Annotated in this window: 20 protein-coding genes; 13 read left to right on the forward strand and 7 right to left on the reverse strand. The window is 41.5% G+C overall.

The genetic code is table 11. From position 1 onward, the window contains the following. Positions 1-737 precede the first annotated feature (737 nt). The 9 genes from sdhC (at position 738) to sucD (ending at position 12,814) form a co-directional block, all read left to right on the forward strand. Positions 738-1,136 (forward strand): succinate dehydrogenase, cytochrome b556 subunit, encoded by a 399-nt coding sequence (sdhC, locus tag FTU58_RS00235; protein ID WP_026438062.1) that lies wholly within the window; start codon positions 738-740, stop codon positions 1,134-1,136. After that, complete coding sequence (gene sdhD, locus FTU58_RS00240) at positions 1,136-1,501, forward strand: succinate dehydrogenase, hydrophobic membrane anchor protein (protein ID WP_004972200.1); 366 nt, start codon at positions 1,136-1,138, stop codon at positions 1,499-1,501. Before sdhC ends, sdhD begins: the two co-directional genes overlap by 1 nt. Before the next feature lie 12 nt (positions 1,502-1,513). Beyond that, positions 1,514-3,412 carry an FAD-binding protein gene (locus FTU58_RS00245; RefSeq protein WP_004972199.1) on the forward strand — a complete coding sequence of 633 codons (1,899 nt, stop codon included), beginning with the start codon at positions 1,514-1,516 and terminating at the stop codon, positions 3,410-3,412. 14 nt (positions 3,413-3,426) lie between these two features. Continuing rightward, the gene (locus tag FTU58_RS00250) at positions 3,427-4,137 is read left to right on the forward strand and encodes a succinate dehydrogenase iron-sulfur subunit (RefSeq protein ID WP_004972196.1); all 711 of its coding nucleotides are present in this window, start codon (positions 3,427-3,429) and stop codon (positions 4,135-4,137) included. An 883-nt stretch (positions 4,138-5,020) separates the two neighbouring features. Next, on the forward strand, positions 5,021-7,843 hold the full coding sequence (locus tag FTU58_RS00255) for a 2-oxoglutarate dehydrogenase E1 component (RefSeq protein ID WP_178866163.1): 2,823 nt from the start codon (positions 5,021-5,023) through the stop codon (positions 7,841-7,843). A 16-nt stretch (positions 7,844-7,859) separates the two neighbouring features. Continuing rightward, positions 7,860-9,074, forward strand: coding sequence for a 2-oxoglutarate dehydrogenase complex dihydrolipoyllysine-residue succinyltransferase (odhB, locus tag FTU58_RS00260; protein ID WP_004972191.1), 1,215 nt, complete (start codon positions 7,860-7,862; stop codon positions 9,072-9,074). A gap of 60 nt (positions 9,075-9,134) precedes the next feature. Beyond that, entirely contained in the window at positions 9,135-10,568 is a 1,434-nt protein-coding gene (gene lpdA / locus FTU58_RS00265; RefSeq protein ID WP_004972188.1) for a dihydrolipoyl dehydrogenase, read from the forward strand. Positions 10,569-10,742: 174 nt separating this feature from the next. Next, complete coding sequence (gene sucC / locus FTU58_RS00270) at positions 10,743-11,909, forward strand: ADP-forming succinate--CoA ligase subunit beta (protein ID WP_179988550.1); 1,167 nt, start codon at positions 10,743-10,745, stop codon at positions 11,907-11,909. Positions 11,910-11,920: 11 nt separating this feature from the next. Next, positions 11,921-12,814 (forward strand): succinate--CoA ligase subunit alpha, encoded by an 894-nt coding sequence (gene sucD / locus FTU58_RS00275; RefSeq protein ID WP_136144279.1) that lies wholly within the window; start codon positions 11,921-11,923, stop codon positions 12,812-12,814. Between the two features lie 591 nt (positions 12,815-13,405). Here the strand turns inward: sucD and trpS are convergent. Beyond that, a complete protein-coding gene (gene trpS, locus FTU58_RS00280) occupies positions 13,406-14,419 on the reverse strand; it encodes a tryptophan--tRNA ligase (protein ID WP_004972183.1) in 1,014 nt (337 codons plus the stop codon). Positions 14,420-14,625: 206 nt separating this feature from the next. Here trpS and FTU58_RS00285 point away from each other — a divergent pair, with 206 nt between their 5' ends. The 3 genes from FTU58_RS00285 to FTU58_RS00295 all read left to right on the forward strand — a co-directional run bounded on the left by FTU58_RS00285 (position 14,626) and on the right by FTU58_RS00295 (position 16,912). Beyond that, entirely contained in the window at positions 14,626-15,552 is a 927-nt protein-coding gene (locus tag FTU58_RS00285) for a DUF808 domain-containing protein (protein ID WP_167845849.1), read from the forward strand. 34 nt (positions 15,553-15,586) lie between these two features. Then, positions 15,587-16,492, forward strand: a complete 906-nt coding sequence (locus FTU58_RS00290) for a neutral zinc metallopeptidase (protein WP_104853154.1) — start codon at positions 15,587-15,589, stop codon at positions 16,490-16,492. Positions 16,493-16,576: 84 nt separating this feature from the next. Further along, a complete protein-coding gene (locus tag FTU58_RS00295; protein ID WP_004972177.1) occupies positions 16,577-16,912 on the forward strand; it encodes an MGMT family protein in 336 nt (111 codons plus the stop codon). 155 nt (positions 16,913-17,067) lie between these two features. Here FTU58_RS00295 and FTU58_RS00300 read toward each other — a convergent pair whose 3' ends face one another. From FTU58_RS00300 to carA, 6 genes are all read right to left on the reverse strand, one after another. Further along, positions 17,068-17,508, reverse strand: a complete 441-nt coding sequence (locus tag FTU58_RS00300; protein ID WP_004972175.1) for a universal stress protein — start codon at positions 17,506-17,508, stop codon at positions 17,068-17,070. Positions 17,509-17,697: 189 nt separating this feature from the next. Next, complete coding sequence (locus tag FTU58_RS00305; protein ID WP_180061905.1) at positions 17,698-18,336, reverse strand: CatB-related O-acetyltransferase; 639 nt, start codon at positions 18,334-18,336, stop codon at positions 17,698-17,700. Positions 18,337-18,471: 135 nt separating this feature from the next. After that, positions 18,472-18,684, reverse strand: a complete 213-nt coding sequence (locus FTU58_RS00310; RefSeq protein ID WP_004972171.1) for a hypothetical protein — start codon at positions 18,682-18,684, stop codon at positions 18,472-18,474. A gap of 113 nt (positions 18,685-18,797) precedes the next feature. Further along, entirely contained in the window at positions 18,798-19,274 is a 477-nt protein-coding gene (gene greA / locus FTU58_RS00315; RefSeq protein WP_180061906.1) for a transcription elongation factor GreA, read from the reverse strand. Between the two features lie 82 nt (positions 19,275-19,356). Beyond that, entirely contained in the window at positions 19,357-22,587 is a 3,231-nt protein-coding gene (gene carB, locus FTU58_RS00320) for a carbamoyl-phosphate synthase large subunit (RefSeq protein ID WP_004972166.1), read from the reverse strand. Between the two features lie 15 nt (positions 22,588-22,602). Next, positions 22,603-23,742 carry a glutamine-hydrolyzing carbamoyl-phosphate synthase small subunit gene (gene carA, locus FTU58_RS00325; RefSeq protein ID WP_154320968.1) on the reverse strand — a complete coding sequence of 380 codons (1,140 nt, stop codon included), beginning with the start codon at positions 23,740-23,742 and terminating at the stop codon, positions 22,603-22,605. 323 nt (positions 23,743-24,065) lie between these two features. Here carA and FTU58_RS00330 point away from each other — a divergent pair, with 323 nt between their 5' ends. Then, the gene (locus FTU58_RS00330) at positions 24,066-24,548 is read left to right on the forward strand and encodes a hypothetical protein (protein ID WP_180061907.1); all 483 of its coding nucleotides are present in this window, start codon (positions 24,066-24,068) and stop codon (positions 24,546-24,548) included. Positions 24,549-24,628: the final 80 nt, after the last annotated feature.

Consider the following 24,628-nt stretch of genomic DNA (forward strand, 5'->3'; position numbering starts at 1 on the left):
ATTCGATATTGATTGATCAAAAAATGACTGATTAAACTCCTGAAAATAGCCATAACCCATCATATTTTGAGTGGGAAATGATGAAATCTTTGTGAATAAAGCGCGGTTATTTATCCATACAGATACAAAAAATACTGGATAAGTCATTCATTCGCATGATGATTATCATTTTTAATATTTATTTAGGTGTGGTGTTTAAAGTAAATATAAGTTGTATAAATAGATTGAGGTATGTGCCGACATTAAAGTTTAATCCATGATCAGGTGTACCTTGACCAAAGCAAAGTGATGGGCTGTCTGGATCTAAGAGTCTTGTGTTGTGGTTGTAAATTGCTGCAAACAGTGGAGTACACACATATATAGTGCTGCTACTTATATATAAGTATGTGAAAACCCGAAGAACATCTGAAAAACAAAGTACAAATTTATCTTTAGTCTAAATATTCTAAAGCCACTGATTGTGTCATCAAGAGTTTTCACTTTAATAATTTATTTAAAAAACATGGATTTATGTTTGCTTGTGTGGTTATTGATGGCGAGTGGTTTGCTTTTATAATTGTTAATGATTCTTATTTAAAGGATTTTTAGCCAAAAAGCCGAGTAGAGTTGTTTGTATTTTAACAGTTGACGTTTTATAATTCAGTGTCGTTTTAAGGTTAGGCATGAATTTGCCTGACAATGCCAGCTTTCCTTCGAATTTATTCCAACAAACTCCGGATGGAGTTTTTACTTACAGGATGCCCGCTGTGAAAAGCAACAGACCTGTCAATTTGTCCATGGGTCAAGTTTTAGAAGTAAACTTAAAATCGCCCGTGGCTATTGCATCAATTCTACACCGTCTTTCTGGTGTCATCGTATTTTTACTCGTACCGGTACTTTTATGGTTGTTAGACAAGTCTTTGTCTTCACCTGAAGGTTTTGCTCAAGTTCAAGAAATTTTTAACGGTTTCTTTGTGCGCTTTATCGTATGGGTATTTGTAGCCGGCTTAATCTATCACTTCATTGCTGGTGTTAAGCACTTACTTGCTGACCTTGGTTTTGCAGAAGAACTGCAAAGTGGTCGCATTGCAGCTACTATTTCATTGATCTTGTCTGCTATCGGTATCGTTGCAGCATTTGTATGGATTGTAATCTAATGAAAAGTGCTACAGGTTTAACGGGTTCAGGTTCTCGCGATTGGTTTATCCAACGTATTAGTGCTGTTGTTCTTGCTGTTTATACCGTTGTGGTATTTGGTTGGATTCTTCTTAACGGTGGATTCAACTTTGAACAGTGGTACGGCTTTATGATGACATTACCAATGAAGATTATGTCTTTATTGGCAGTCTTATCTCTTGTTGCACATGCTTGGATCGGTATGTGGCAAGTATTCACTGACTATGTGACTACTCGTCAAATGGGTCCTTCAGCTTCAGGTTTACGCCTAGTGCTGACTTCAGCAGTGATTATTGCTGTTTTTGCATACGCAATCTGGGCAATCCAGATTTTCTGGGCGAATTGATAGGAAAATATCATGGGCGCGATTAACCCTAAAGAAGATTATACAAATATTCCACACCAATTCTTTGACGCAGTCATCGTTGGTGGTGGTGGTTCAGGTATGCGTGCATCTTACCAACTTGCTCAAGCAGGTTTGAAAGTTGCGGTATTGACCAAAGTATTCCCTACACGTTCACACACTGTTGCAGCGCAGGGTGGTATTGGTGCATCTCTTGGTAACATGCAAGAAGATAACTGGCACTACCACTTTTACGACACAGTAAAAGGTTCTGACTGGTTGGGCGACCAAGACGCGATTGAATTCATGACGCGTGAAGCGCCACAAGTGGTTTATGAATTAGAACACTTGGGTATGCCATTTGACCGTAACGCAGACGGTACAATTTACCAACGTCCATTCGGTGGTCACTCTGCAAACTACGGTGAAAAAGCAGTTCCACGTGCATGTGCTGCAGCTGACCGTACAGGTCACGCACTTCTTCACACGCTTTATCAAAGCAACGTGAAAATGGGTACTCAATTCTTCGTAGAATGGATTGCTCTTGATTTGATCCGTAACGAAGCTGGCGATGTACTAGGTGTGACTGCAATTGACCAAGAAACAGGTAAAATTGCAGTATTCCAAGCGAAAGCGACATTGTTTGCTACAGGTGGTGCAGGTCGTGTGTACCGTGCATCTACAAACGCATATATCAATACTGGTGACGGTCTTGGTATGGCTGCGCGTGCAGGTATTCCATTACAAGATATGGAATTCTGGCAGTTCCACCCAACAGGTGTTGCGGGCGCGGGCGTATTGTTAACGGAAGGCTGTCGTGGTGAGGGGGGTATCCTTCGTAACGATTCAGGCGAGCCGTTCATGGAGCGTTATGCACCAACTTTGAAAGACTTGGCGCCACGTGACTTCGTATCACGTTCTATGGACCAAGAAATTAAAGAAGGTCGTGGTTGTGGTCCAAACAAAGACTACATCTTGCTTGATATGACGCACTTAGGTGCAGACACAATCATGAAGCGTCTTCCATCTGTATTTGAGATTGGTAAGAAATTCGCGAACGTTGACTGTACTAAAGAGCCAATTCCTGTTGTGCCTACAATCCATTACCAAATGGGTGGTATTCCAACCAATATTCATGGTCAAGTGGTTGTTCCAGAAAGCCGTGAAACTCAAGAGTTGGTTGCGAACTACAACGCAGAAACTGATACATATACAACCAACGCGGGTGACCGTGACTTTGCTAAACCAGTAAAAGGTTTCTATGCAATTGGTGAGTGTTCATGTGTATCTGTACACGGTGCAAACCGTTTAGGTACAAACTCATTGCTTGACTTGGTTGTATTTGGTAAAGCTGCGGGTCAACACATCATTGAGTATGTGACTAAGCAACACGATGGTGAGTACGAACCACTTCCAACAACTGTACTTGAAAACACTGTGAACCGTATTCGTAAACTTGACGAATCGACTTCAGGTGAAAACGCTCAAGAAGTTGCTGATGCAATTCGTAACATCGTTCAAGACCACGCAGGTGTATTCCGTACTTCAGCATTGCTTGATGAAGGTGTGAAACAAATTCTTGCGCTTGAGCCACGTGTTCGCAACATTCATTTGAAAGACAAATCTAAAGTATTCAACACTGCACGTGTAGAAGCATTAGAAGTTGAAAACTTGTATGAAGTTGCTAAAGCGACACTAATCTCAGCTGCTGCACGTAAAGAATGTCGTGGTGCGCATACGGTTGTAGACTTTGAGTTACCACCAGATCACCCAACTTATTCTTATGGTCGTCGTGATGATGAGTGGATGAAGCATACTTTATGGTTCTCTACAGATAACCGTCTTGAGTACAAACCAGTACGTTACAAGCCGCTTACTGTAGCTGCTATTCCACCTAAACCACGTACATTCTAATTGGGAGAAGTAAGATGAGTAGAGGTACTCGTACATTTAATATCTACCGCTACGATCCTGATAAGGATAAAGCACCGTACATGCAAACTTTTAAGCTTGAATTGACTGATAAGCACCGTATGTTGCTTGATGCACTTCTTGAATTGAAGGTACAAGACGAATCTTTGACATTCCGTCGTTCATGTCGTGAAGGTATTTGTGGTTCTGATGGTGTAAACATCAATGGTAAAAATGGTTTAGCGTGTCTTTGGAACCTAAACGATTTACCAGAAGTGATCACAATTCGTCCGCTTCCAGGTCTTCCTGTAATTAAAGACTTGGTTGTAGACATGAATCAGTTCTACGATCAGTATAACAAGATTCATCCGTTCTTGATCAACAACCAACCTGCGCCACCAAAAGAGCGTTTACAATCTCAAGAAGAGCGTGAGCATCTTGATGGTTTGTATGAATGTATTCTTTGTGCATGTTGTTCAACTTCATGCCCATCATTCTGGTGGAACCCAGACAAGTTCTTGGGTCCTTCAGCGTTGTTGAATGCATATCGTTTCATTATCGATTCGCGTGATACTGCAACTCAAGAGCGTTTGGCTCGTCTTGACGATCCATTCTCTTTGTTCCGTTGTAAAGGTATTATGAACTGTGTATCTGTATGTCCTAAAGGCTTGAACCCAACTAAAGCAATCGGTCACATCCGTAACATGCTTTTAGATATGGCTGGCTAATAGACTGCGTGATCAGTTGAGAAAAGCACACCTAGGTGTGCTTTTTTTTGTGCCAAAATTACGATAAAAGTCGTGTGATAAGTTGCTTGTTTTTGATGAGTACGTAAATGAAAAATGTTGCATGCAAAGAAGTGATTAAAAAGTGAGTATTTGATATTTTTTAGGTATAACTGTTGGATAAATAGACAAAAACAGCATTTAGCCGACTAAAGTTGCACACAATTGTAATCCAGTGCTGCTATTTTGTTGTAAAGCATGGGCAAATGCCAAGTTTAGCTGCAATATTTATTTTTAGATGTTATCATGTAACGTGTAAGTGAGAGGGCAGATTGAGAGATGTGCTCTCTTTTATTTTATCTGAAATAGCGGTGTTGGACTTTGGTCTAAATTGCATCTGTTTTTTAAATAAAGCACCATATGTTAGATGAAAATAGAATCAGTGTATTTCGCCAATTTATAGGAGGTATGTGTCAAAAAAATCAATTGCATTTCTGAGATCATGTTACGATTAACAAATGACTATATCTGAAAAATGTTGAATTTTCGTACATTTTATCAACATTTTAAGTGCAAATGATGTGTTATTAAATCAGGACTATTGCAGAAAAGTCGTATTAGAAAAGCTAAGACTGAGCACTTATTTTTTCTAAAACGATTTTGCAAAAAATTGCTCGGCTTGGGTCGAGTATATAAATGAGTGATGATGCCAATGAGGGCGTTATGATTCATAAATGACATTGGGTTTTCCTAATGTAGTGATAACGCCTCATGACATATGTCAACTGGGGACTAATGTCATGTTACCAATTTGACATTATCAATCATGGGTTTTGCTTAAAAAGCATCCTGGAAAATGTTTTTGCAATAGGAAATGGGTCCACAAATGCAAGAAGTTGCTGACGCACTGCGTCTTGACACTGAACTTTCCGCTGATAGTGCAGCGTATATTGAAGAACTTTACGAGCATTATTTGACGTCACCGGAATCAGTCGGTGCTGATTGGCGCGAATATTTCGATAAATTCCCGAAGGGTGATCAACCACACAGTAATGTACGTGAGCAATTCCTTTTATTAGGTCGTAATTCAAATCGCGTTCAAGCCATTGTTCAAGGGTCAGTGAGTTCTGAACATGAACAACGTCAAATTGGCGTGTTGCAACTGATTGCTGCTTACCGTAACCGTGGTCACCAAAAAGCAAAATTAGATCCACTAGGTTTGGCAAAACGTGAAGACGTGCCAGATCTTGATCTTGCTGCACATGGTTTAACCAAGTCTGATTTAGATACTGTTTTCCATACAGGTAATTTGGAAATTGGTAAGTCTGAAGCAACACTAGGCGAAATGGTTGATGCCATGCAGGCGATCTACTGCGGTTCAATTGGTGCAGAATACATGCACATTGTTGATACCAAAGAAAGACGCTGGATTCAACAACGCTTAGAAAGCGCACGTGGTAAGTTCACATTTACTGCAGATCAAAAGAAACACGTTCTTGAGCGCTTAACAGCAGCTGAGGGTCTAGAAAAATATCTAGGTAATAAATACGTTGGTGCGAAACGCTTTGGTGTAGAAGGCGGTGAATCATTTATCCCTATGGTGAATGAAATCATTCAACGTGCGGGTGCTGTTGGCTGTAAAGAAGTCGTGATTGGCATGCCACACCGTGGTCGTTTGAACCTGCTTGTGAACATCATGGGTAAAAACCCTGCAGACCTATTTGGTGAGTTCGAAGGTAAGAGCTTGCATAAAAAAGGTTCTGGCGACGTAAAATATCACCAAGGTTTCTCATCTAACGTGATGACTCCGGGTGGTGAAGTGCACTTGGCACTTGCGTTTAACCCATCGCACTTAGAAATTGTTGGACCTGTGGTTGAAGGTTCTGTACGTGCGCGCCAAGTACGTCGTAAAGACATTGGTGGTGATGATGTATTGCCATTAATCGTTCACGGTGATGCCGCATTTGCAGGTCAAGGTGTTAACCAAGAAACCTTCCAAATGTCACAAACTCGCGGTTATACCGTAGGTGGTACAGTTCACATTGTGATTAACAACCAAGTTGGTTTCACAACATCTGACCCACGTGACGCACGTTCTACTGAATACTGTACTGACATTGCAAAAATGATTCAGGCGCCAATTTTCCACGTGAATGGCGATGATCCTGAAGCGGTGATTTTTGTATCTCAATTGGCACACGATTTCCGTCATACATTCCGTAAAGACGTTGTGATTGATTTGTTCTGCTACCGTCGTCGTGGTCACAACGAAGCTGACGAGCCAGCAGCAACTCAGCCAATGATGTATCAAGTGATCAACAAAAAGACTACAACACGTACTTTATATGCTGACCAATTGGTGCAAGAAGGTGTGTTGGATCGTGCTGCGGCAGATCAAATGGTTGAAGACTACCGTTCTGATTTAGAAGCGGGTAATCACGTTGCGAATGCGTTGGTACTTGAGCCAAATACCAAAATGTTTGTAGATTGGTCTCCGTACTTAGGTCACGATTATACAGACGTTTGGGATACGACTTTCCCTGTTGAGCGTTTGAAAGAACTTGGTCAAACCATGCGTAAACTTCCAGAAGGTTTCGTGATGCAGCGCCAAGTTGCCAAAGTGATTGACGATCGCTTGAAAATGCAAACAGGTGAAATGCCACTGAACTGGGGTGCAGCTGAAACTTTAGCTTATGCAACTTTGTTGGATGAAGGCTATTTAGTTCGTTTGACTGGTGAAGACGTAGGTCGTGGTACTTTCTCACACCGTCATGCGAAATTGCACAACCAAGTCGATGGTAAAACTTATATTCCGTTATGCCATATCAAAGAGAACCAACCACGTGTTGCAATCTACGACTCTTTATTGTCTGAAATGGCAGTATTGGCATTCGAATATGGTTATGCAACGACACTTCCAAAGAGCTTGATCATTTGGGAAGCACAATTTGGTGACTTCGCAAACTGTGCTCAAGTGGTGATTGACCAGTTCATCTCATCTGGCGAAACCAAATGGGAGCGTGTATGTGGTTTAACGATGCTTCTTCCACACGGTTTTGAAGGTCAAGGTCCTGAGCACTCATCTGCACGTTTAGAGCGTTTCTTACAGCTTTGTGCGGAAGAAAACATGCAAGTGATGACACCAACAACACCTGCACAGATTTTCCACGCTTTACGTCGTCAGGCGATTCGTCCAATCCGTAAGCCAATGATCATCATGTCGCCGAAGTCTTTACTTCGTCACAAGTTAGCAGTGTCTAACCTTGATGAGCTTGCAACTGGTACATTCCAGACTGTGATTGATGAAATTGACAACATCAACAAATCAGACGTGACGCGTTTGGTATTGTGTGGTGGTAAAGTGTATTACGACTTGCTTGAAAAGCGTCGTGAATTAGAATTGAACAATACTGCAATTGTTCGTATTGAACAGTTGTACCCATATCCAGAACAACGTCTTGCTGAAGTTCTTGCTTCTTATCCAAACGTAAAAGAATTAGTTTGGACTCAAGAAGAGCCGAAGAACCAAGGTGCTTGGTTATTCATCGCGCCACGTTTATATGATGACGTAATGAAAACTGGTAAACAGATTCGCATTAGTTATGCGGGTCGTGAAGCATCTGCAGCACCAGCGTGTGGTTCACCATATTTGCATGCAAAACAACAAGCTCAGCTCATCAATGACGCGCTTGCGATCGTAGCTGAATAACAGGAGATTCGAAGTAATGGCAACCGAAATTAAAGCACCGGTATTTCCAGAGTCAGTTGCAGACGGTACGATTGCAACTTGGCACAAACAACCAGGTGAAGCAGTTTCACGTGATGAGGTGATCTGTGATATTGAAACCGATAAAGTTGTTTTGGAAGTAGTCGCTCCTGCTGATGGCACAATCTCTGCAATCATCAAAAACGAAGGCGATACAGTTCTTTCTGACGAAGTAATTGCTCAATTTGAAGCGGGTGCTGTTTCTGGCGCTGCTCAAACTCAAGCAGTTCAGTCTGAAGCACAAGTAGAGCAAGCTGCGGCGAAAACTGAAGCGGGCGCTGCGCCAGTTGTTGAGCGTGCACAACCTGTTGCTGACCAAGCACCGGCAGTACGTAAAGCGTTGACTGAAACAGGTATCAATGCTGCAGACGTGTCAGGTACAGGTCGTGGTGGTCGTATCACTAAAGAAGATGTTGCAAATCATCAAGCTAAACCTGCTGCTGCAGCTGCGCCATTAAGCGTTGCGGTAGGTGAGCGTATCGAGAAACGTGTTCCTATGACACGTTTACGTAAGCGTGTTGCAGAGCGTTTACTTGCAGCGACTCAAGAAACTGCAATGTTGACAACATTCAACGAAGTGAACATGAAGCCAATCATGGAAATGCGTGCACAATACAAAGACGCATTTGAGAAACGCCATGGTGCACGTTTAGGCTTTATGTCTTTCTTCGTAAAAGCTGCAACTGAAGCATTGAAACGTTACCCAGCAGTAAACGCTTCTATTGATGGTGAAGATATCGTATATCACGGTTACTACGACATCGGTGTAGCGGTTTCTTCTGACCGTGGTTTAGTGGTTCCTGTATTACGTGATACAGACCGCATGAACTATGCTGAAGTTGAAAACGGTATTCGTGACTATGCTTACAAAGCACGTGACGGTAAGCTTGGTATTGAAGATATGACTGGCGGTACATTCACCATTACTAACGGTGGTACTTTCGGTTCATTGTTATCTACACCAATTCTAAACACGCCACAAACTGCTATTTTGGGCATGCACAAAATCCAAGAGCGTCCTATGGCGGTAAATGGTCAAGTTGAAATCTTGCCAATGATGTACTTAGCGCTTTCTTATGACCACCGTTTAATTGATGGTAAAGAAGCTGTAGGTTTCCTTGTAACAATCAAAGAATTGTTAGAAGAGCCAGCTAAACTCATCCTTGACCTTTAATTCTAAAGAATAAATCAGTGGGCTTGGAGCGATCCTCTAAGCCCATTTTTGGAGATAAAAATGTCTCAACAATTTGATCTTGTTGTTATTGGCGGTGGCCCAGGTGGTTATGAAGCGGCAATTCGTGCGGCTCAACTTGGCTTTAAAGTTGCGTGTATCGAAAAACGTATTCACAAAGGTAAACCATCTTTGGGCGGTACATGCTTAAACGTGGGTTGTATCCCATCTAAAGCATTACTTGATTCTTCACATCGTTATGAAGATACGGTTCATCACTTGGCTGATCATGGTATCACCACAGGTGAAGTACAGTTTGACCTTGCGAAGCTATTAGCACGTAAAGACAAAATCGTTGACCAATTAACTGGCGGTATTGATCAGTTATTAAAAGGTAACGGTGTTGAGTGGTTAAAAGGTACAGGTAAATTACTTGCAGGTAAAAAAGTTGAGTTCGTTTCTCACGAAGGTGAAACTCAAGTTTTAGAGCCTAAATATGTGATTCTTGCGACTGGTTCAGTTCCTGTAAATATTCCTGTTGCTCCTGTAGATCAAGACATTATTGTTGATTCTACTGGTGCATTAGAATTCCCAGAAGTGCCTAAGCGTTTAGGTGTGATTGGTGCAGGCGTAATTGGTCTTGAACTTGGTTCAGTATGGCGTCGTCTAGGTGCAGAAGTTGTTGTATTTGAAGCAATGGATGCATTCTTACCAATGGCTGACAAAGCTTTGGCGAAAGACTACCAAAAACTATTGACTAAGCAAGGTATGGATATCCGTATCGGTGCGAAAGTTTCAGGTACTGAAGTTAATGGTCGTGAAGTGACTGTTAAATATACCCAAGGCGGCGAAGACAAAGAACAAACTTTCGATAAATTGATCGTTTGTGTAGGTCGTCGTGCTTATGCTGAAGGTTTATTGGCAGATGACTGCGGTATTAAACTGACTGAACGTGGTTTGGTTGAAGTAAACGATTGGTGTGCAACTTCTGTTGAAGGTGTATATGCAATTGGTGACTTGGTACGTGGTCCAATGCTTGCACACAAAGCAATGGAAGAAGGCGTAATGGCAGTTGAGCGTATTCATGGTCATGCTGCACAAGTCAACTACGACACAATCATTTCAGTAATCTACACACACCCTGAAGCGGCGTGGGTTGGTTTAACTGAAGAGCAAGCGAAAGAAAAAGGCCACGAAGTGAAAACTGGTCAATTCGGTTTCGCGGTAAATGGTCGTGCTTTAGCAGCAGGCGAAGGTGCTGGTTTCGTGAAGTTTGTTGCAGATGCAAAAACAGATCGTTTATTGGGTATGCACGTGATTGGACCTGCTGCGTCTGACATCGTTCACCAAGGTATGATTGCACTTGAGTTCGTATCTTCAGTTGAAGATTTACAATTAATGACATTTGGTCACCCAACCTTCTCTGAAGTGGTGCATGAAGCCGCTTTAGCTGTAGATGGGCGTGCGATTCACGCGATTCAGCGTAAACGTAAATAAAACTAAAAAGAGCGGCTTAGGCCGCTCTTTTTGCATTTGATGGTTGTATTTATGGGAATAATCATCTAAAAGTAAAGAGCATAGGAAAAACACCACACAAGGAAAGCAATATTAAAACTTCGGTTTGATATTGGTGGTGATAACTGAATAAAAGAAGTAGTAAAAGGTTAGTCAATGAATCTACATGAGTATCAAGCAAAAGCGCTATTAAAAAAATATGGTATGCCAGTACAAGAAGGCATTTTGGCAACTACAGCCGTAGAAGCCGTGCAAGCTTTCGAGCAACTGGGCGGTAAATTTGCAGTGATGAAAGCTCAGGTGCATGCAGGTGGTCGCGGTAAAGCGGGCGGCGTGAAGGTCGTAAAATCTGCACAAGAAGCAGCAGACTATGCCAACCAAATTCTTGGAACACGTTTGGTAACCTATCAAACCGACGCCTATGGTCAGCCTGTAAACAGTATTTTAGTGGCTGAAGATGTTTATCCTGTAGAGCGTGAACTGTATTTGGGTGCAGTGGTAGATCGTTCTAGCCGTCGCGTCACTTTTATGGCATCTACTGAAGGTGGTGTTGAAATTGAGAAAGTGGCTGAAGAAACCCCAGAAAAAATTATTAAAGTAGAAGTTGATCCTTTAGTGGGTTTATTGCCATTTCAGGCACGTGAAGTGGCTTTTGCATTAAAACTCAAAGACAGTCAAATCACGCAGTTTGTGAAGATTATGACAGCGGCTTATCAGGCATTTATCGACAATGATTTTGCCTTATTTGAAATTAACCCATTGTCTGTACGTGAAAATGGCGAAATTTTATGTGTGGATGCCAAAGTTGGTATTGATTCCAATGCGTTGTATCGTTTGCCTGAAGTCTTAGCACTGCGCGATAAAACACAAGAAAATGAACGTGAATTGCGTGCATCAGAATTTGACCTGAACTATGTTGCTTTAGAAGGCAATATTGGTTGTATGGTGAATGGTGCAGGTTTGGCGATGGCAACCATGGATATTATTAAACTCTATGGTGGTCAGCCTGCGAACTTCTTGGATGTAGGTGGTGGTGCAACCAAAGAACGCGTAATTGAAGCCTTTAAAATTATTTTGGCAGATCACTCGGTTAAAGGCGTACTGATTAATATTTTTGGTGGAATTGTACGTTGTGACATGATTGCGGAAGCAATTATTGCAGCGGTTCAGGAAGTAAATGTGACAGTACCTGTAGTGGTTCGCCTAGAAGGGAACAACTCGGAACTTGGTGCAAAATTACTCGATGAATCAGGATTAAAACTTATTTCTGCAAACGGCTTGTCTGATGCCGCAGAAAAAATTGTTGCTGCAGTGAAAGCTTAAGGAGAATCAGGATGAGCGTATTAATTAATAAAGACACCAAAGTATTGGTACAAGGTTTCACTGGTAAAAATGGTACTTTTCACTCAGCACAAGCACTTGATTATGGAACTAAAGTGGTGGGTGGGGTAACGCCAGGAAAAGGTGGTCAAACCCATTTGGAATTACCTGTATTTAACACCATGAAAGAAGCTGTACGTGAAACAGGTGCAGATGCATCGGTGATTTATGTGCCTGCACCGTTTGTTTTAGATTCGATTGTAGAAGCAGTCGATTCTGGAGTAGGTTTGATTGTGGTGATTACGGAAGGTGTGCCAACCATCGACATGCTCAAAGCCAAGCGTTATTTAGAAACCAATGGCAATGGTACACGTTTGGTGGGACCAAACTGCCCAGGTGTGATTACACCAGGTGAATGTAAAATTGGCATCATGCCAGGGCATATTCATCAACCAGGACGAATTGGCATTATTTCACGTTCAGGTACTTTGACCTATGAAGCTGTGGCACAAACCACCAAATTAGGTTTAGGGCAATCGACCTGTATCGGGATTGGTGGTGACCCAATTCCAGGTATGAACCAAATTGATGCTTTAAAATTGTTCCAAGACGACCCAGACACCGATGCGATTGTTATGATTGGTGAAATTGGTGGTACGGCAGAAGAAGAAGCTGCGGAATATATCCAGTCGAATGTTAGCAAACCTGTGGTGGGTTATATTGCAGGAGTGACAGCACCTAAAGGTAAGCGTATGGGACATGCGGGTGCAATTATTTCAGGCGGTAAAGGCACTGCGGAAGAAAAATTTGCAGCCTTTGAGCGTGCTGGAATTGCTTATACGCGTAGCCCTGCTGAATTGGGTTCTACCATGTGGCAAGTATTAAAAGATCAAGGTTTGCTTAAATAACAAATTTTGAAGATCTTGATTTTATTCAGTACTCAATCCCCAATTTTGGGGATTTTTTATGTTGAAAAATTAGCCACATTTGAGAGATAAAGTATATGATAAGAGTTAATTTGGTATTGCTTTGTTGCATAAATATGTAAGCATCTGATTTAAATAAATTTAATTTTGTATCAAAAAATAATCAAAACTTTTAAATCATATAGTTATGAAATCTTTGTGCGACAAAGCCGTTCAAGTAGTTTTTGCATCTAGGGAAATGATTTTTTATTGTTGAACAAGCTGTATAAACAGCTGATTCAAATAAAAAAAATACGCAATGATTGGGGTGATCATTGCGTATGAAAACGAATCTGCTTTCACAGCTTCGATAACGGAGAAATGTTATGAAATTAGGATTACTCCTAAAGCATGTAAGTATACTAAACTGAGAAGAAATACTAATCCGCAGTATTCAGGTTACGTGATGTTAAATCACGTAAGTAATAAGTGTTTTTTGTGAATCACGTCATCTTATGTTGATTTTTCACTCAAATAAAAAGTCTCTTATTCATGTGAATAAGAGACTTTAAAATATTTGTATCTACAAAATGCTTAGAAGCGGAATACACCCAAGCCAGCTTTCACTTCATCTAAAGTTTGCTGGGTAATATCACGGCATTTGTCGGTGCCTGTTTTCAAAATATCCATAATGTAGTCAGGATCTTTAGCAAGTTCGATACGACGTTCACGGATCGGCCCAATCAATTCTTTTAGAATGCCTTCCAAACGCTTTTTCACCGTACCATCGCCCAAACCACCACGACGATAATGCGCTTTCAGTTCTTCAAGTTCTTCTTTGTTGGTATCGAAGGCATCTAAATAAGTAAATACTACGTTGCCTTCAACCTGACCTGGGTCTTCGATACGCAGGTGATTTGGGTCGGTGTACATTGCATTGACAGCTTTTTTAATGTCTTTGTCTGTGGCATCTAACACAATGGTATTGCCCAGTGATTTTGACATTTTCGCTTTACCATCAAAACCAGGTAAACGTCCGACATTTGACAACAATGCCTGACATTCAGGTAGCAAGTCATGACCAATTTGACGATTCACCCGACGCACAATTTCATTGGTCTGTTCAATCATTGGAATTTGGTCTTCACCTACAGGAACGACCGTTGCTTTAAATGCAGTAATATCGGCTGCTTGAGCTACAGGGTAGCACAGGAAACCTGCAGGAATATCACGCTCAAAACCACGCATCTGAATTTCAGATTTAATGGTTGGGTTACGCTCCAAACGTGCCACAGTCACGAAGTTTAAATACAACATGGTGAGTTCGTTTAATGCAGGCAGGCAAGATTGCACGCAAATGGTGGTTTTTGTTGGATCAATCCCCACCGCTAAATAATCGGTTGCTACCTCAATAATATTACGACGGACTTTTTCAAAGTTATCGGCATTGTCAGTTAAGGCTTGAGCATCGGCAAGTAACAGATGTTGATGATGTGAGTCTTGTAAACCTACACGTGAACGTAAAGAACCCACAAAGTGACCTAAATGTAGTTGTCCAGTTGGACGATCGCCTGTCAAAATCACAGGACGATTATCTTGATTACTCATTTTTTATTCCAAGTCGTATCTACGACATCTATGTACCGATGAATTGCTACATTGTAAGGCATAACATTTTTCAATGTCACTTCCTTAAGTGAGTTGAATAGAATTTACTGTAAAAAATTTTGCTGTAAAAATTAATGAAGTAAATACAGACCCTATATAAATTCAGTTTTAAAATAACTTGAAAATCATATAAGGATAACAACGCAATGGCGAGCAGCTTATTACTTTTATTAGATGACATTGCAACAGTTTTAGATGATGTGGCAGTTATGAGCAAAATGGCTGCAAAAAAAACCGCAGGGGTTTTGGGCGATGATTTGGCGTTGAATGCGCAGCAAGTCAGTGGTGTACGTGCAGAGCGTGAGTTGCCTGTGGTATGGCGTGTGGCTAAAGGTTCATTCATCAATAAGCTAATTTTAGTACCGCTCGCGTTATTAATTAGTGTCGTTGCGCCGTGGTTAATCAATCCTTTATTGGTGGTTGGTGGTCTATTTTTAAGTTATGAAGGTGTGGAAAAAATCATGCACACCTTACAACACAAAAAAGCCCAAACGGCTAAAGAAGCGCAACTTGAGCTAATTCAAACTGAGCAAGACCTTGCGGCTTATGAAACCGAAAAAATTAAAGGTGCTGTGCGTACTGACTTTATTTTATCGGCGGAAATTGTGGTGATTTCTTTGGGGACTGTGGCTGCGGCAGGCTTTCTAACCAAAGTGACAGTATTAAGTTTAATTGCGATTGCCATGACGGTGGGTGTCTATGGGTTCGTTGCGTTAATTGTCAAAATTGATGACATTGGTTTATACCTCACAGAACAAGCTGCCAATTTTAAACAACGTATTGGGAGTGGTTTACTGGCATTTGCTCCAATTTTAATGAAGACTTTATCTGTGGTGGGTACTGCAGCGATGTTCTTGGTTGGTGGAGGAATTATCAATCATGCTATTCCTTTTGTGCACCATTTCACAGAAGATACGGTAGAGTATGTACAAGATATCCCAACGATGGGCAGTATTGTAGGTTCACTCACGCCAATGTTGATGAACCTTGTCGTGGGTATTTTGGCAGGCATCTTGGTGGTGATTGTGGTCGCACTTGTTCAAAAAGTGTGGTCAAAGTCTAAATCGGCTTAATCTATTATCAGAGTTTAAGAGAAGGATAAGAATAATGCGTTGGAAAGGTCGTCGAGTTAGCACGAATGTAGAAGACCGCCGTGGTGGCGGTGGAGCAAAAGCGGGCGGTATCAGTATTTTGGGCTTAGTGGTGGCCTTTGTTGCATGGAAGTTCTTTGGCATCGATCCGCAATCGGCTTATCAAGCGACCAAGCAAGTCACATCACATGCGCAAAGTGCTGAAACTAAAGGTTTAGATAATCCAACTCCTGAACAACAAGAGGCGATGGAGTTTGTGGGCACTGTTTTGGCCGATACAGAAGATACGTGGTCACAAGTGTTTCAGCAGCAGTTAAATAGCCAATATATACCACCTAAACTGGTGTTATTTACAGGTGTGGTCAATTCTGGCTGTGGTACGGCACAATCGGCAATGGGGCCATTTTATTGTCCTGCCGATCAAAAAGTATATATTGATACTTCATTCTTCCAAGCCATGCGTCAGCAAATGGGCATTGGTGGTGAACAAAATCAGACTGAATTAAGCCGAAATGATCAGGCGGGCGATTTTGCTCAAGCCTATGTGGTGGCGCATGAAGTTGGGCATCATATTCAGACCATTTTAGGGATTTCAGAACAAGTGCATAAAGCACGTCAGCAAGTCAGCGAAGTACAGGGTAATCAGCTTTCGGTACGTCAGGAATTACAAGCGGACTGTTTATCGGGAGTGTGGGCGCATCATAACCATCAACGTACTCAATTCCTCGAACAAGGTGATATTGAAGAAGCGATGGATGCGGCACATAAAATTGGCGATGACTATTTACAAAAACGTGCACGTGGGCAAGTCGTGCCTGATAGCTTTACGCATGGTACCAGTGCACAGCGCGTACAATGGTTCCAGACTGGCTTAAAATCAGGCTTGATCAGTGATTGTGATACATTCAATGCCGCAATTTAACTGACTTAAAAATCAAGTTTTATAAACAAAAGGAGTGCTGCCAGTCGCTCCTTTTTTATAGGCTAAATGAATGCGAGTGGATAGATGCAAACAACGTTAAGCCGTAAACCGAGTGATGAATTAGCACACATGATTTTGAACGTGGTGTGTTTGATTCCAGCAGGTCAGGTTGCGACCTATGGGCAAGTGGCACGCCTAGCGGGTCTGCCCAAACATGCACGTTTGGTCGGTTATGTCCTCAGGCATTTATCGGCAGAACATACTGTGCCGTGGCATCGGGTGATTAATGCGCAAGGAAAAATTAGCCTAAGCAAACTAAACGCCCAAGGAGAAAATATACAAACTTTAAAATTACAGGAAGAAGGGATTGTGGTAATTGCAGAAAAGGTGAATTTAAAACAATACCAATGGCAGAATTAAACTGAGCTGCTAAATCGAGCGTTTAATATTGAGATATGGTGATACTGAGAAAATTTGCTGAATAGAGTGCTGCAAATAAAAATTTTAGAACAAACAAAGAAATCTAAATGAGAGGGGAAGTTCCTCACTTCCGTAGAAATGAGGAACACGCAATCTTATTGACGTACAACCAATACAGGTGTTGTACCTTCACTTAGGATGCTTTGCGCAACGCTACCTAAGAATAATTTTTTCAAGCCAGTGCGGCCATGTGAACCAATCACGATAAGGTCAGCATTTAAGTCTTTTGCAGCATTGGTAATTTCGCGTGCAATTACTTGACCTTCAAGTAGTTTAGTTTCAGCTTCAACACCTTGTTCAGTGAATTTTTGCTTTGCTTCTTCTAAGGTTTTTACGATAGAAGCGCGAGCGCGTTCAATCAAGTCATTGGTTTGGTTTGCAGTGATGTATTCTGCAGCAATATACGGGTCAAGTGTAAGTACTTGTACCACAGTGATTTTACTACCAAATGCTTTTGCAAGTTCAGCAGCTTTTGCAACAGCGGCAAAAGAAGTTTCAGAACCGTCCACTGGTACGAGGATGTTTTGGTAAGCCATGAGTGTTTCTCCTTATTGTAATTTCAATACTTTAATAAAATATTCGCTCTGAGTCCTGTCTTATCTTACGCTGAATTCATATAGAATAAAACCCAGTAATTTCATAAAGATAATTGAGTGCTGTAAGTCCTTATTTCACCTTAATTTAGCATGAAATTATGAAGCTGTGCTTTCAATTCAACTAAAGTTTTAGTCATTTTTTGTTTGCGTGTTTGTCAAAAAATCGATCAGTTGATTGACATCATTACTCTGCAATTGTTCGCGGATTTTCAGTAAATATTTTTCATCAAAATCATACAGTTTTAGCGCCAAAAGTTGAGCAATCTCTGTTTCACTAAAGCGGTATTTAATTACTTTGGCATGCACACCTGCCACAATAGCGTAAGGCGGTACATCTTGCGTAACCACTGCACCTGTCGCCACAATTGCACCTTCGCCTAGTTCAACACCTTGCATAATCATGGCGCGACTGCCAATCCAGCAGCCATCGCCAATTGTGGTATCACCTGCCGCAACAAAACTGCGAGTATCAAACGGAAAAGCCGAAACCCAGTCACTGCGATGCAATTGATTGCCACCCATCATAATCACGCATTCCGCACCAAAACAGACAAAATTGCCAATATGTAATTGATCAATTGGCTTGTCTGCTGTTGCAGGTTTGTCATGTAAATAACGCACCACACAACGTTCAAAACCCTGATCCCAATAGGCTGAATAATAAGAGTAATTGCCTTTGATGTGGATGTTGGGGTTTTTCACAGTTTTGGAGATGAACTCAAATTCGCACCAGTGTTTAACAGGGGAATTAATCAGCGTTTCGGACATGGTTTTTTCGTGTGGAGAGATGAGGGGATTATATCTGAAATTTTGAACCTCTCCCTAGCCCTTTCCTAGAAGGAGAGGGAATGTTCAAAATATTAGTTGACCACTACACTTTAGTGATTTGAAAGCTTAAAGTATCTATCTTAAAAAATTCCACAAATACATAAAAACATTTTTAACACTGTTTGGAAATAAGAATCCCCAAATAGCAAAAAAGAGTGATGATGCCAATACGATACTGACAGGACTGGTTTGTGTATTGATAAAGAGTCCCCAGACTGGAATTAAAATCAGTCCTAACACAGCCCCAGAAAGCGCATAAACAAATGCATGAATGATGCGATTTTCCATCTTATTTTCCTCTATTTTTATCGCAGTATAATCTATAAGCTCGGCTGTATGATTTATAGGCAATAAAAAACCCCTCAAAGAGGGGCATCGCGTGTAGTCATCTTTATTAAAACTTAAAGATATTCTACATTCACAATTTCATATTCCACTTCGCCTTGCGGAGTGACAATTTTGGCTTCATCGCCTGCATTTTTGCCCAACAAACCGCGTGCAATAGGCGAATTCACTGAAATTTTATTGATTTTAAAATCAGCTTCATCATCACCTACAATTTTGTAGGTTTTTTGCTCTTCGGTGTCTAGGTTTTCAATGGTCACAGTCACACCAAAAACCACACGTCCGTTTTGTTCCAATTCTTTAACATCAATTACTTGGCAAGCGCCTAATTTACCTTCGATGTCTTGGATACGACCTTCGCAGAAACCTTGCTGTTCACGTGCGGCATGGTATTCAGCATTTTCTTTTAAATCGCCATGTTCACGCGCTTCTGCAATCGCTGCAGTAATACGTGGACGTTCAACCGATTTAAGTTGTTGTAATTCTTGCTCTAAAGCGTGTTTACCTTCAGGCGTCATAGGATAACGTTGCATGTTGTCCCTCTTTAAAAATATTGAAGTCTATAAATGAAAAAAGCCCGCCACCCGAAAGGTGACGGGACTTTATTGAAATGTATTAACCTACAGTAAGATCTTGCAGGCGATATACATCCATTGGTAATTTAATCGCTAAGGCTTGGCATACAGCATCTGCGCCATTCAAGGTCGTGGTGTAATACACTTTACCTTGCAATGCAGAACGACGGATTGAGAATGAATCCTGCTGAGCTTGTTTGCCTTCAGAAGTATTGATGATGAGGTGAATCTCACCATTTTTCAAGCGGTCTACAATGTGTGGGCGACCTTCAGTCACTTTATTCACACGTTCACACTCAATACCTGCATCGGTGATGACTTTATGCGTACCACCCGTTGCAACAAGTTTGAAGCCAAAATCAGCCAATTGTTTTGCAATACGCGCCACATGCGGTTTATCTGACTCACGTACAGATAAGAATGCATGTTTTACTTCGCCTTCAGTTGGGATTCCTGGTAAGCGATCATTCGAGCCTAACACAGCTTTATAGAATGCTTCACCAAAAGTTTTGCCCACACCCATCACTTCACCTGTAGATTTCATCTCAGGCCCAAGCACAGGGTCTACACCAGGGAACTTGTTGAATGGGAACACAGCTTCTTTCACAGAGAAGTGTTGCGGAATAATTTCTTTAGTAAAGCCTTGTGCTTCTAAAGATTGACCTGCCATACAACGTGCTGCAACTTTAGCCAATGATTCGCCAATACACTTAGAAACGAACGGAACAGTACGTGATGCACGTGGGTTCACTTCTAAGATATAAACGTCATTGCCTTTCACTGCAAACTGTACGTTCATTAGACCAATAACGCCCAACTCTTTTGCCATTGCAACAGTTTGACGACGCATTTCGTCCTGTACTTCATCTGACAATGAATAAGGTGGAATTGAACATGCTGAGTCGCCAGAGTGAATACCTGCTTGTTCGATGTGCTGCATAATACCGCCAATCACCACATCTTTACCGTCAGATACGCAGTCTACGTCAACTTCAATCGCATCATCCAAGAAACGGTCTAACAGTACAGGTGCATCGTTAGATGCTTGAACTGCATCACGCAAGTAGCGTTTCAATTCTTCTTCGTTATACACGATTTCCATTGCACGACCACCCAATACATAAGATGGACGAACAACGAGCGGGTAACCCACTTTCGCTGCTTCTGCGATACCTTCTTCAGCAGATTTTACAATGCTGTTGTTAGGCTGACGCAATTGCAGACGTTGAATCATTTGCTGGAAACGCTCACGGTCTTCTGCACGGTCAATTGCATCTGGTGATGTACCAATAATTGGCGCACCTGCCTCTTCTAAAGCGCGTGCCAATTTAAGTGGAGTTTGACCACCGTACTGTACGATAATGCCTTTTGGCTTTTCAGTACGTACGATTTCAAGTACATCTTCCAAAGTAATTGGTTCAAAGTACAAACGGTCTGAAGTGTCGTAATCGGTAGATACTGTTTCAGGGTTACAGTTCACCATGATGGTCTCAAAACCATCTTCACGCATTGCAAGCGCAGCGTGTACACAGCAGTAATCGAATTCGATACCTTGACCAATACGGTTTGGACCACCGCCAATCACCATGATCTTGTCTTTCGCTGAAGGATTTGATTCACACTCTTCATCGTAAGTTGAATACATATATGCTGTGTCAGATTCAAACTCTGCAGCACAGGTATCCACACGTTTGTAAACTGGGGTTACGCCCAAGTTCCAACGGTGTTTACGGAATTGCTTTTGTGAAATTCCCATCAAGTTCGCAATACGCAAGTCAGATAAACCTTTACGTTTGAACGAACGGATGTTGTCAGCGTTTAGATCGCCAAAACCTAAAGTTTTGATTTCATTTTCAGTGTTAACGATGTCTTGAATTTGAATTAAGAACCAACGGTCAATTTTGGTCGCTTCAAAAACTTCGTCCAAGCTAAAGCCGTGACGGAATGCGTCTGCCACGTACCAAATACGCTCAGGACCTGGAACTTTCAATTCAACTAAAATCTTGTCGCGTGCGCCTTCAGCACCCACTTCAATTTGTTCGTCAAAACCACAAGCGCCAGTTTCTAAACCACGAAGGGCTTTGTTTACAGATTCTTGGAAGTTACGACCAATCGCCATGACTTCACCTACAGATTTCATCTGCGTGGTTAAAGTCGCGTCTGCTTGAGGGAACTTTTCAAAGTTGAAACGTGGAACTTTAGTGACAACGTAGTCAATTGATGGTTCAAATGCCGCAGGAGTGGTACCGCCTGTGATGTCATTTTTCAGTTCATCAAGGGTATAACCCACAGCCAATTTCGCTGCAACTTTTGCAATTGGGAAACCAGTGGCTTTAGATGCAAGTGCAGATGAACGAGATACACGTGGATTCATCTCAATCACAACCATACGACCAGTATTCGGGCAAATACCGAACTGAACGTTAGAACCACCTGTTTCTACACCAATTTCACGCAGTACTGCTAAAGATGCATTACGCATCAATTGGTATTCTTTGTCCGTCAAAGTTTGCGCAGGAGCAACGGTGATTGAGTCACCAGTGTGCACGCCCATTGGGTCAAAGTTTTCGATTGAACATACGATGATACAGTTGTCGTTTTTATCACGTACAACTTCCATCTCATATTCTTTCCAACCAATAAGTGATTCATCAATCAATAATTGTTTGGTTGGAGAAAGATCGAAACCGCGTTCACAGATTTCAAGGAATTCTTCTTTGTTATATGCGATACCGCCACCAGAACCACCCATGGTGAATGATGGACGAATAATCACAGGGAAGCCAAAGCGAGATTGAATCTCAAGTGCTTCTTCCATAGATTCAGCAATTGCTGCTTTTGGACACTCAAGACCAATTTTGCGCATTGCTTCATCAAACAATTTACGGTCTTCGGCTTTTTCAATCGCGTCTTTGGTTGCACCAATTAATTCAACATTGTATTTGGCTAAAATACCGTTGGCATCTAATGCAAGCGCACAGTTCAATGCAGTTTGACCACCCATGGTCGGAAGTACTGCATCTGGACGTTCTTTTTCAATGATTGCTGCAACAGTCTGCCAAGTGATTGGCTCGATATAAGTTGCATCTGCCATTGCAGGGTCAGTCATGATGGTCGCAGGGTTCGAGTTTACCAAAATAACGCGGTAACCTTCTTCACGCAGCGCTTTACATGCTTGAGCACCAGAATAGTCAAACTCACAAGCCTGACCAATAACAATAGGACCAGCACCAATAATTAAGATGCTTTTAATATCCGTACGTTTAGGCATTATTTCGCTCCTTAATTACTTCTTAGCGGCTTCAATAAGTTCGATGAAATGATCGAACAAGAGTGCGCAGTCATGTGGACCTGAACTTGCTTCTGGGTGACCTTGGAAGCTAAATGCAGGCTTGTCTGTACGATGAATACCTTGGTTTGTGCCATCGAACAATGAACGATGCGTTGAACATACATTGCTTGGTAAGGTGCTTTCATCTACCGCGAAGCCGTGGTTCTGAGAAGTAATCATCACTGTACCAGTTTCTAAGTTCTGTACAGGATGGTTTGCGCCGTGGTGACCGTGTGGCATTTTCATTGTTTTTGCACCTGATGCAAGTGCAAGAATTTGGTGACCTAAACAGATACCAAATACAGGAGTATTCGTGGTTTCTACAATTGTTTTTACAGCTTCAATTGCGTAGTCACATGCAGCAGGATCGCCAGGGCCATTTGACAAGAAAATGCCATCTGGGTTTAACGCAAGGACTTTTTCAGCAGGGGTTTGTGCAGGAACAACGGTTAATTTGCAACCGCGGTCTGCGAGCATACGCAGGATGTTGGTTTTGACACCGTAATCGTATGCAACCACATGATATTTAAGTTCAGGTTGAGTAAAGCCTTTGCCAAGTTCCCATGAACCTTCAGTCCATTCAAAACCTTCAGGGTCGCAGCATACTTTTGCAAGATCTAAGCCGTTTAAGCCGCCAAATGCACGTGCTTTTGCAATTGCTTCTTCTTCAGTGATATTTTCACCAGCAAGAATACAACCGTTTTGCGCACCTTTGGAACGTAAAATACGGGTCAATTTACGGGTATCAATATCGGCAATTGCAACAACATTGTGTTGTTGTAAGTATTCGCCTAAAGATTGAGTAGAACGGAAGTTACTGTGTAATAAAGGCAAATCACGGATAATTAAACCGTTTGCCCATACTTTATGAATTCGACCTGACTCAACATCTTCATCATTGCAACCAGTGTTCCCAATATGTGGGTAAGTTAAAGTCACAAGTTGTTGTGCATAACTCGGGTCGGTCAAAATTTCTTGATAGCCAGTCATGGCAGTGTTAAAAACGACTTCACCAGTCGTGCTTCCCGTTGCACCGATAGACGTACCTTTAAAGATTGTACCGTCGGCGAGGGCTAAAATGGCGGGGGTGCTCAAACCAAAGCTCCTGAACTAAAACCACAAAAATAGGGCTGTAAAAAAGCGAGTAGACGAAAAAAAAGGAAGGTCAATATTTAAACCTACCCTCCTATGTCTGCTCGCTTGAACTTAACATTGCATTATACGCATGAGCTCGCCAAAAGTCCATTGTGAATCTAACGAATATGTAAGATAAAAGACTTGCTTTTTTTGCTAGGTTTATGTTTTAGCGTGTAGTCCAAATGTAAGCAATCTACGATTGTTAGACAATCCAAAACCCATTTGAGTCTAAATTGCCTTATGCTTAATTTATAAACAACAACGACCTTGGGTAAAAGCGAATGACTGAACAAGATAAATCAGCCACTGAACCACAAAACAGTGCAATCAAAGCAGTAAGTGAAGGCGCTGAAAAGCTTGAAAAAGTAACGCATGATGCCAAAGAGCAGGTGCTTGATGTGGTTGCAGAAACGCAAGAAAAACTTCAAGCCGAAGCAAAACAACTCAATGCCAGCGTGGAAGAGCAATTGGGTCAGTTAAAGCAAGATGTGTTGCAAAAAATTGAAGCTTTAAAAGCACAATTTGGCAGTTCACCTAAAGATTTGGGCGAATTAAAAGACTTTGTAAAAACTGAATTTAGCGCAATTATTGAAGATCTTTCTAAACTTGGTAAAGAGTTGAAAGAAGATGTCAGCAGTATTTCAGTGAAACATAAAGACCAATTGGTTGAAACGTTTCAGCGTTCTAAAGAACACACTTTAGAAGCGTGGAAAAAAGTTAATCCACAAAAAACTGAAACGAATGACGAGACTGATCAAGCTTAAACAAGTAAGACTTATAGCCTAATCAGCCATAAAAAAAGTGAGGTTCGGCCTCACTTTTTTTATTCAAATTTCTGCTCAAG

The organism is Acinetobacter sp. YH12120, from assembly GCF_013418795.1.
Taxonomy (GTDB): domain Bacteria; phylum Pseudomonadota; class Gammaproteobacteria; order Pseudomonadales; family Moraxellaceae; genus Acinetobacter; species Acinetobacter towneri.